Annotated in this window: 8 protein-coding genes; 4 read left to right on the top strand and 4 right to left on the bottom strand. The window is 56.4% G+C overall.

Annotated elements, in window-relative coordinates; all coding sequences use genetic code 11:
* Positions 1-16: 16 nt before the first annotated feature.
* The 3 genes from ABF287_RS03785 to ABF287_RS03795 all read right to left on the bottom strand — a co-directional run bounded on the left by ABF287_RS03785 (position 17) and on the right by ABF287_RS03795 (position 3,442).
* The gene (locus tag ABF287_RS03785) at positions 17-1,282 is read right to left on the bottom strand and encodes an O-antigen ligase domain-containing protein (protein WP_347183690.1); all 1,266 of its coding nucleotides are present in this window, start codon (positions 1,280-1,282) and stop codon (positions 17-19) included.
* Positions 1,279-2,721 (bottom strand): hypothetical protein, encoded by a 1,443-nt coding sequence (locus ABF287_RS03790; RefSeq protein ID WP_347183691.1) that lies wholly within the window; start codon positions 2,719-2,721, stop codon positions 1,279-1,281. Before ABF287_RS03790 ends, ABF287_RS03785 begins: the two co-directional genes overlap by 4 nt.
* A 106-nt stretch (positions 2,722-2,827) precedes the next feature.
* Positions 2,828-3,442: a response regulator transcription factor gene (locus ABF287_RS03795; protein WP_347183692.1), complete on the bottom strand. Its 615-nt coding sequence runs from the start codon at positions 3,440-3,442 to the stop codon at positions 2,828-2,830.
* A gap of 252 nt (positions 3,443-3,694) precedes the next feature.
* Between ABF287_RS03795 and ABF287_RS03800 the strand changes: the two genes are divergently transcribed.
* The 4 genes from ABF287_RS03800 (at position 3,695) to ABF287_RS03815 (ending at position 9,125) form a co-directional block, all read left to right on the top strand.
* Positions 3,695-5,074, top strand: a complete 1,380-nt coding sequence (locus ABF287_RS03800) for a WecB/TagA/CpsF family glycosyltransferase (RefSeq protein ID WP_347183693.1) — start codon at positions 3,695-3,697, stop codon at positions 5,072-5,074.
* Between the two features lie 24 nt (positions 5,075-5,098).
* A complete protein-coding gene (locus ABF287_RS03805; protein ID WP_347183694.1) occupies positions 5,099-6,013 on the top strand; it encodes a UTP--glucose-1-phosphate uridylyltransferase in 915 nt (304 codons plus the stop codon).
* Between the two features lie 75 nt (positions 6,014-6,088).
* Positions 6,089-6,583 carry a molybdopterin-dependent oxidoreductase gene (locus tag ABF287_RS03810; protein WP_347183695.1) on the top strand — a complete coding sequence of 165 codons (495 nt, stop codon included), beginning with the start codon at positions 6,089-6,091 and terminating at the stop codon, positions 6,581-6,583.
* A gap of 397 nt (positions 6,584-6,980) precedes the next feature.
* Positions 6,981-9,125, top strand: coding sequence for an ATP-binding protein (locus ABF287_RS03815; protein WP_347183696.1), 2,145 nt, complete (start codon positions 6,981-6,983; stop codon positions 9,123-9,125).
* Here the strand turns inward: ABF287_RS03815 and ABF287_RS03820 are convergent.
* Positions 9,109-10,284: polysaccharide biosynthesis/export family protein (locus tag ABF287_RS03820; RefSeq protein WP_347183697.1), on the bottom strand; the 1,176-nt coding region annotated here is incomplete at its 5' end. The two genes, ABF287_RS03815 and ABF287_RS03820, sit on opposite strands and share 17 nt — an antisense overlap.

Here is a 10,284-nt window from a genome sequence, read left to right on the forward strand (position 1 = left end):
TGTCGTATGCAAAATTTCAGCCGCGCCTTCCATCCGCGCACTCTCGGGCATGAATCCCGAGAACCATAAGCCCAGGCCACAAGAGATAGGCTTCAATTTCCACGTTTTCCCCAAACGACAAAAGCGTCAAGGTCATCATTACGCCCAATGGCAGATACCCACGCGGGCTGGTTGTCGCGTCTTTGAGCGCCAGTAAGGTCTGCCAGACAAATGGCACAAGTAAGCACAGCAGCCCCACCATTCCCTTTACAAACAATAACCCGAACCACGTGTGATGGCTGCCAATCGGCATGTATTCGACCGCGTGACTTCCGGGCTGCACGGTCCCGTGTCCGAACCAATAGGCCTCTGTTTGCCACCGCTCTGATGCGATCCGTTGCAAGGTCTCGCGCACCCGTGTGCTGTCCGCGCGCGCGCCCTTAAATGCAGCGACGGCGTCGGTCGCGGCCAAGACCACCGTCGTGCCAAGCACAGCCATTGAGGCGGCGATGCCCGCGCCGATGTGCCATGCCCATGACCGTAGCAAAAGCGGCATCATCCGTGGCCCCACCGTACAAGCGACCAACCCGACAAGTCCCATCCGCGACTTTGACGCGAGGATCATAAGAGTGCCCGCTGCAATCCCGATGCTGCGCCATTTTATGCAGCGTTCTTCCAATGCGAAAAGGACCATGACCACGCCCAGCAATGCCGCAAAGGGCGACCAAGGCGCGTAAAACTGCCAGCGTGGGGTCCAACTTCCGGGATCCCATGTGAAAAAATAGACAGAGAAATATTCAGGCCCTGGTCCCCCGACAGCCTTAAGCGGGGATGTCAAAATCTTTTCCGGCAACCCGATGTATGGCGCCGCGAGCATGGCAGGCGCGAGGATCAGCGTCCAAAGCCCAATGACGCATTGGCCACGCGCAAGGACCGATCTGCGGATCGGCAGCACCGCACCGACCAACGGGAACAGCGCCAAAAGCGCCCAGCCTTTGGCCCAACCAATCGTGGATTTGATCGTTAGTTTGAGCCCGAGCACCCAATCCAGATGTCCGATCCAAAGGGCGACCAGAAGCCCGAACATCCCAACGATCCAAGCCCAGACAACTGGCGGAATCCGCCCCGTGGCTTGCATATCGCTGCGCACCGCAGGCCCAAGGTACATCACGAGCACCGCCAATCCACCTAGCAACCACGCAATCACTGGCCCCACGATATAAAGCGCACCTAGCCCATAAAGCGGCCACGTCAGGACAAGCGTTTTGTAGATGAACCGCTCGATAGGGTTGAGGTCGGTCATGCCTGTGCGTCCGGTTTTTTGAGCAGCTTGTTGATCAGCGCTAAGCGAACCCATCCCAATGAGAGGCCAAAGAAAAGCATCATCGTTGCGGCGATCCCAGCGAGGTAGGCCAGCTTACGATTGGGCGAAGACGGCCGGTCGGGCAATGACGGGTTCTCTAACACTTGAACCAACGGATAGGATGCATAGACATCAGATTTACCCGTTTCTGAACGTGCAATCGCAGAGGCAAATACCGCTTCTGCAACGGAAAAATCACGTTCCAGATCCTGTAAATCCGAAGCCGCACCCGCCAGACGGTCAATCTGCGCCTGCCCTTCCTCAAATTGGGTGTTAAGGGTCAACAGCTCTGTTTCAGACGCGCTAAGTTCGACCTGCTTTAGGACCAGCTCAGACAACAGCGCGGCCCGCGCGCCATCAGGAGCGAGGTCGAGTGCCGCCAAAGTTGTCCCATCTAAGCCGGTTACTGACATCGCCAAGCGCAAAGCAATTTCTGCCGCGCTGTCGCGTGCCTTGCGGGCCTCTTGTACCTTGGGGTGCTGAGAACCGTAGCGGGCATTTGCGTCTGACAATGCAACCTCGTGACGGGCCTCTTCGTCAATGATCGCCAAATACCCGCTATCAGCAAATAGCTTGAGCGTCGCGGCAGCCCCTGTGGCATTCAGACCAAGCTGCGCCTCAAGCGCATGCAAGCTGGCGCGCAATTCGCTCAGCCCAGCGCGCCGGTCTAAGATCAGTGTTTCCAACTTCAAGTGGCGATCAACAAGGCGGTCATATTGTGCGACCGACATCAACTCGCTTTCGATTTGCAACTGCGTTATCTGCCGGCGCGTTTCGGCGACGGAGCTCCGAAAATCGTCGATGGCCAACAGCCCACTGTCTTCGCGGGTGTTCACCTCGTCCTCGCGCAGAGCGTCAAGTTCTGCGAAGAAAGCGCGCAACAAGGCGTCGCCTTTGGCTTGGGCATCGACGGGCGAACCGCCAGACATTTCAACGTGGATCAGGCTTGTTTGATCGACAAGGCGAATACGCGGTGCGCCGATTTCGGCACGCGTCAAATCAAGTGCATCGGCCGCCGCATCAAGAATACGATCCGCGCCAAGTAGACGTTTATAGGTTTCTGTCGGGCTTACCGCATTGCTGGCAAACGCAGAGTTCGCATAAGACGACGCCTGTCCGATTCCGTTTAGGTTCATCGACGCAGAGGCCCCAGAGCCAGGCAAAATCAGTGATGTTGTCGAGCGATAGCTCAGCGGGGCCGTTTTGAGATAGCCAAGCAAAGGCGCCCAAATCAGCGTCATTCCCAAGAGCGCGGTCGCAATATACCGCGGCATCCGTTTGATGTCGCTCAGTCGACCCCCCATCATAATGCGGCGGCCCCAACCTCGGCCGGTCAGGCGAGGAAGTTTCACGATTGGATTTGTTAGAGTAATGGTCATCGGCAATCTCCTTGCCGATATCTACCGTGGATTGATCGCCCGTGCAGTTGGGCATTCGGAGGGCTGCGAGGGGGCGTTTGTCCGCAACCCTATCCATGGGGATAGTTTAGAACAGGCCAGCCTCGCGGGCGATCATCGCAGCTTGGGTCCGGTTGGCGGCCCCAACTTTGCGGTAAAGCGTTTTGACATGCAGCTTGACCGTTGGTTCGGTGATGTCCAAATCGCGGGCGATTTCCTTGTTGGATTTGCCTTGTGTCAGACCCTCTAATACCTGCAATTCGCGCGGCGTCAGCTTGTCGGCCAATGCATTCGGCGCGACCTCTTCAACGGCTGTCATGAAATCAAGTGGCGCGTATTGCTCGCCCATGGCCATGAATTTGACCGCATTCACCAAGGACTTCGCCGGAAGAGATTTGGGCACGAAGCCTGCCGCACCTGCCGCCAATGCGTCTTCGGCGATTTTCTTCGTGGCCTCACCAGAAATCAACGCAACGCGATCCGTTTGTTCCATCGCAAGAACCGCGCGCAATCCGTCCAGCCCATTCATTCCGGGCATATTGTAATCAAGCAGGACCAGATCATAGACGTCGTTCGTTTTGATCCGATCCATCGCCTCTTGAAGTGTGCCAGCACTCGCAGTTTCCATCGCGCCTTGCCCCTCGAGAAACATGACTAATGTATCCCGCAACAGGTCGTGGTCATCTGCGATTAATACTCTCATGGCGTGCGTTCCTCGTTACTTACTCCCCCACCATACGCATTTTTATGGCCAAACAAAGGCACAAGCGCAGGGGAATATTGCTAGTCGTATAACCCAAAAGGATAGGTCGAGCGCGCAATTCGACGTGATCCGCATCCCATCAGGACGAATCGTTTCTCGAAAGAGACCGAAACCTGTCCTGCCGCTCCGTTGCGCCGCATGCCAGTGATCGTCGAACATTTAGTCATCAAGTTCACAACGAAAGCTGACCAAATGACAATGCATACGAAATTCAACGGCGCGCTCTCTTCGGTTCAGGCCCTGCCGCAAACTTATATTCCCACGCTTCGTGTCTCTCTTGTAGATGCGACATCTGCACATGCAATCGATGCGTTGCTATCGAAAGGTCGCCGCCGCGTGGCGTTCATGAACGCTCATTGCTTTAACGTGATGGCCGCCAATCGTCAGTATGCTGACGCCGTGCAAACAGCGGATTTGTTGTTGCCAGACGGATCCGGCGTGTCCATCGCGACCAAGCTTGCGGGGCTAGAACTGACTACGAACCTGAACGGGACCGACCTTATTCCAGCGCTTTTGGCGCAAGCGGCCAAGCAGGGTAAATCTGTGTTTCTGTTCGGCGGCAAACCTGGCACGGCCGAGGCGGCCGCCAATGCGCTCACGTTCAAGATTCCGGGGCTGCGAATCGCGGGCACACTGAACGGTTACGACCAAGCCGAAAACGAAGACGCCGCAATCGAATACATTAATGCCTGTACGCCTGACATTGTGTTGGTCGCGACGGGCGTGCCGCTTCAAGATGTCTGGCTGCATCGCAATGCGGTGCGCATCCACGCGGATCTGACGATGGGCGTTGGTGCGTGCTTTGACTTTCTTGCGGGCAATGTCAGCCGCGCGCCACACGCGCTGCGCCGCATCGGGGGTGAATGGCTTTGGCGCCTAGCGGTCGAACCACGCAGGATGGCAAAGCGTTATATCGTCGGGAATGTAACCTTTCTGACCCGTGTTGCGCGTCAAGCTGCCCGCCAAGTAACCGCTGTCTCAGTCATGCGGCGTGGGTTGGACGTGGCGATCGCGGGTAGTGCCGCGATCCTCTTGGCGCCGCTATTTGCCGCAACAGCCATCGCGATCAAGATCGAAAGCCGTGGACCTGCATTCTTTGTGCAAGAACGGGTCGGCAAAGACGGGCGCAGCTTCAAAATGCTCAAGTTCCGGTCCATGTGTGCCGACGCCGAAAGCCGCCGCGCAGCGGTGCTCGCCTCATCTGACCGCGAGGGTATTTGCTTCAAGTCCAAGACCGATCCACGCATCACCCGCGTTGGTCGCTTTATCCGCCGCTTCTCTATTGATGAGCTGCCGCAAATCCTGAACGTGTTGCGCGGCGACATGTCGATTGTCGGTCCACGTCCAGCGCTTCCCGTCGAAGTCGCCGCATATCCAAAGCGCGCCTATGGCCGCCTCGCGGTCAAGCCTGGCATCACGGGGATTTGGCAAGTCTCAGGGCGTGCAGATGTCGGTTTTGAAAAGATGGTCGATATGGACCTCGCCTATGCGGCGTCCCGCACCATCTTGCTTGATCTCATCCTCATCGCAATGACGTTTAAGGCCGTGATTTCCGGCCGTGGCGCACACTAACTAAAGCATCGAAAGGTAAATCCAATGACACACATTCGCAAAGTCGTCTTTCCTGTTGCCGGCATGGGCACACGTTTTTTGCCCGCCACAAAATCCATCCCCAAAGAAATGCTGCCACTTATCGACCGCCCCCTCATTCAATATGCTGTTGACGAAGCACGCGCAGCTGGGATCGAGGAATTCATTTTTGTTTCCGCTGCGGGCAAAGGTGCGCTGGAAGACTATTTCGACACAGCCGCAGCCCTTGAAATGACGTTGGAGGCCAAGGGAAAAACGGACGCATTGCGGGCCTTGGCCCCGTCCCGCATGCCAGAAGGAGCGCTGACAATCTTGCGCCAAGGTAAGGCGCTTGGTCTGGGTCACGCTGTCAGGCAAGCCAAGCATCTGATCGGCAACGAGGCCTTTGCAGTCATGCTGCCCGATGATGTGATCAAAGGCCCCGAAGGCGCGCTGGCGCAAATGATACAGGCCCATAAAAAGGTCGGAGGCCATATGGTCGCAACCATGGATGTGCCCCGCAAGGCAACATCGTCTTATGGTGTTCTGGATGTTGAACGCCAAGATGGTCGCGTGTTCCATGCTCGTGGGATGGTCGAAAAGCCGCGCCCTGATATCGCGCCATCAACTCAAGCGGTCGTGGGGCGTTACATTCTGCAGCCGTCTATTTTCGCCCGCCTTGCCGATCTTGGCCCTGGTGCTGGTGGAGAGCTACAATTGACGGATGCGATCAATGCTGACCTGCAAAATGTGGGCGTGAGCGGGTATCAGTTCGCCGGTGAGCGCTTTGACTGCGGGTCGATCCAAGGGTTTGTCCAAGCAACAGCCGCCTATGCCATGGACCGCGCCGACCTTGGCCATGCCTTCGTGAAATTCTTGAACACACGGCTGGAACCGCAAAAAATGCTCACAAAAACGGGCCAAACCTATCCCTTCGGATAGGTCGCTATCCTTATACTCACAAGCATAACGCGGGCATCTGTGGCAAACATTGGGTATCAACCTAAGGAGTTTGTCATGATGCCCCGTTTCTTCGCCTATGCAGCTGTTGCCCTGCTTGCTCTTGCTGGCCCCATGAGAGCGGGCACAATCCCTGCGCCAACTGGCGAGGTCATTCTGTCGATCACAGGCGTCGAAGCGGAACCCGTTCAATTCGATCGCGAAAGCCTGTCATCACTTGGTCTGGAAACCGTCAAGACGACGACCATCTGGACCGAAGGCACACAGACCTTTGAGGGTGTGTCCTTGAAATCAATCGCTGATGCGCTGGGTATTGAAGATGGCATGTTATTCGCCACGGCGATCAACGATTACACAGTCGAAATTCCTGTCAATGATGCGGTAGAAAACGGCCCGATCATCGCTTTGGCGTTGAATGGCGAAGCCATGTCGATCCGCGACAAAGGTCCGCTTTGGGTGATCTACCCATACGACAGCTCAGCCGCGTACCGCACGGAAGTTGTCTATTCACGAAGCATCTGGCAACTCGACAGAATTGAAGTTGTTGATTAAGCCAAAGGAACGCCACTTCTTTTTAGGATGGAGATTTAATCGTGCCAAATTCTGAATATCGGCACCGACGCGCTGGCCGCACTCTGATAGTGCTGGCCGGCATTTTGGTTTTAGTCGTCATCTCATTATTGACGTGGAACGTGTCACGCGAAATCGCGGCGCAAAGTTCTGCTCAGTCTGACAATGTGCAATGGTCCCTGTCCCAAACAGAGGTCGAGTTTCAAGAGTTCAGCAGCCGCTTGCGTGTCGACGTAAATCCCGCCGAAATTCGGCGGCGGTTCGACATCTTTTACGCCGTGTCCAGACAGTGCGACAGGCCAGCGTTTTCGCAGACCTTCGCCAATCTGAAGCCTTCGCGAGCCATCTGTCCCGCACGGAGGCCTTTCTTGATGAAGCGGTGACACTGATCGACGTCGATGACGCGACCCTGATCCAAAACCTGCCCCGTTTGGCTGCGATGGCACAAGACGCGCGGCCTGAAGTGCGCAGCCTGTCGAACGCAGGGCTGAATCTATTCGCCCAACGCGCCGATCGACAACGCAAAAAGGTTGCCCGCACCATGAGCGAACTCGCCGCAGCCCTTGTTGCGTTGATCATAGCACTTGGGCTGGGCGTCATTTATCTTGTCCGGCTCAATTCACAGATCAGCCAACGCGAAAAGCAGCAGGTTCAATCGACCAACCGGATCAATACGATCATGAACACGTCGCTGGATGGCGTGATTGTCAGCGATGCAGACGGTAGGATTACGGGCTTCAATGCCGCCGCCGAACAAATTTTTGGCCACAAGGCCGATGATGTCATGGGGTTGGAAATCGGTCGCGTCATTGTGCCAGATCACATGATAGATGCGCACAATGCTGGCATGCAGAGGATGCGTAAAAAGGGTGAAAAACGCGTCGTTGGCAAAGGCCGCGTGCGTCTCGAGGCCAAGCGCGCCGATGGATCGCTCTTTCCAGTGGAACTTGCCATTCAATCCGCCACCGCAGACGGAGGAGAGATCTTCATCGCCTTCCTGCGCGATGTGTCTCAAAGCGTGGCCGACGAGCAAGAATTGATCCAAGCCCGCGATAAAGCGATTGCAGGCGAACAAAGCCGGTCAGATTTTTTGGCAACGATGAGCCACGAAATTCGGACCCCTTTGAACGGCCTATTGGGCAACATGAGCCTGATGCGGGACACGCCATTGACCGCAAAACAAGATAAGTTCATGCGCAACATGGAAACATCTGGGCGGTTGCTCATGTCGCATGTCTCGGACGTTTTAGACATCGCGCGCTATGACAGCGGCAAGCTCAGTTTGCGGTCCGAACCGTTGAATATCTCGGCCCTCATCCAAGCCATCGTGGACAACCAAAGCGGGATGGCATCTGCTCAGGAAACCACATTGGACTGGGGTTGGGACGGCCCAGCACAGCATTGGATCAACGGTGATTCAGAGCGACTTCAGCACATTTTGATGAACCTAATCGGAAATGCGGTAAAGTTTACCAAACACGGCCGCGTGTCTGTGACTGCCTCTTGGCAAGACGATATGCTGCGTTTTGTGATTGAAGATACGGGCATTGGTATTCCACCCGATCTGGTCGACCATGTGTTCGACGACTTTGTCACTGGCGACACATCCTATGCGCGCGATGCCGGCGGAACGGGTCTGGGCCTTGGGATCGTCCACCGTTTTGTCGATGCTCTGGATGGCACCATCACGGTCGATAGCGCAGTGGGCGAAGGCAGCACATTCCTGCTCGAACTCCCTACGACCCTAGCTCAGCCACAAGAGGAAGATGCTGCGGCGCCCCCCGTCGAGTTGGTAACTGCCCCGCAGAATATTTTGATTGTCGAGGATAACGAGATGAACCGCTTTGTCGTGCGCAACATGCTCATTGCCGATGGTCACCACGTCACCGAAGCCTTTGACGGAAAACAAGGTGTCGAACTAGCCTATGGCCAAAAATTCGATCTGATTCTCATGGATATTTCGATGCCGGTCATGGACGGGCGCACCGCGACTGTGAATATCCGCAAGGGGGATGGCGCCTCTGCCAAGACGCGCATCATTGCATTGACTGCGAATGCTTTGGCAAATGAACAGGCGGATTTCTTGGCCAATGGCATGGATGCGGTGCTGATCAAACCTCTGACAAAATCCGCGCTGCGGGCTGCCTTGGTAGGCGACAGTCCGGCGCCGACATCTGTTCAATCAGATCTGATTGATCTGCCCCATTTGGCCGAAACCCGCGCCGCTGTTGGCACGGACGGCTTTGCCGCGCTGCATGCGAAATTCGACGCAGAGGTCGAAGAGATCGCCCAGTGGTTCACGCCCGACGCAGGGTTGGATACGGTTGCTGCCAAGGCGCATAAGACGGCAGGGTCTGCTGCGCTCTTTGGCGCATTGCGCTTGAACCAAACCCTGCTCGCGCTTGAAAATCATGCAAAAGCGCGCGATGAGGCAGCTGTCCAAAAGATGCGCACAGAGGTTCTATGTTTGTGTCAGGACACCCGCGATGCCCTGACACAGGCGGTTGTCAAAAACCCAATGTAACAGCGCCGACCAGCCCAAACACCCGCCCGATTTCGGCAATATTTGTGATCGTGCTGTCATAGCAAGCCAGTGAATCCCCAGGCAAAAGATAGGGATCATAGTCGTCGCGGTCTGCACGGCGCAGCAGGTCTTCGATATCGCGCTCAATCACGATGGACACGCCATTTGTCGGATTGCGCGAAAATAAGACCGACGACCTGTCAGCACTTGTGCTGCGCGGGCCACCGACACAGTTGGCGTCAATCACCGCCTGCATGTAGCGCGTCCCATAAGGCACTGACCGCACCGTTTGCCCGATGGCCGACCCCGCGTTACTTCGGGCCGGTTGCGTCAGGTTCGACAAGAACAGGCTCACACCTGGCGGACTGATCGGACTTGGACGCATCAGGTCTTCTTGGAAACACTGCCGGCTTGGGACAAAGACTTCATCGCCGGTCAAAAGCATAATATCGACGGCATTCGCGCCCTCGAAAACGCCGCGCAAATCAAGACGATGCACAGCCGCCCCACGGCGGACTTCGACGGAAGAAAGGTCGGCGTCTGGGCGCACCCCGCCCGCTGCGCGCAAGGCCACAGACAGGTTGCGTCCTTCGGTCGAGGCACCAAGAGCGTCTTGTCTGCGCCCGTCAGCGCTGTCGCCTCGCACGCCGCCGATCTCGACCACATGAGCCTCAAACACGGCGCCTGAAACGCCAACAGTTACAGAGGCAAAATCCGATGCGCGCACAGAAATACGCGGCGCGCTGTCATAGAAACCTTCGGCCAAAAGGGCGCGCGAAATATCCGCCTCGATCTGGCTTGTGGACCGCCCTTGCGCCCGAATGTCGTTCAAGAATGGCAGCTTCAACATGCCGTCGCGCGAAATGACATATGACCCATTGAAAGTGTCATCATCGGCGATCCGCACATCCAAAAGATCATTGCGCGACAAGCGTTCGCCACGCAAAGCCGCTGCCGCGATCGCGTCACCCTTGCCAGCACCGGCACCGCTATTCGCAGCCCCATATGGCAAGCATTTTTGCGCATTTATCAGACTAGAGCGCAAGTAATCTGCATTGGCTCGCGTCACATGCGGCTCGCGATATTGCGCCTGATACCCGCCCCCTTGGGCGACAGGTTCGATATTGTCTGGCGGATCATAGCTGGCACAAGCTGAGGA

The organism is Pacificibacter sp. (assembly GCF_039769035.1).
Taxonomy (GTDB): domain Bacteria; phylum Pseudomonadota; class Alphaproteobacteria; order Rhodobacterales; family Rhodobacteraceae; genus Celeribacter.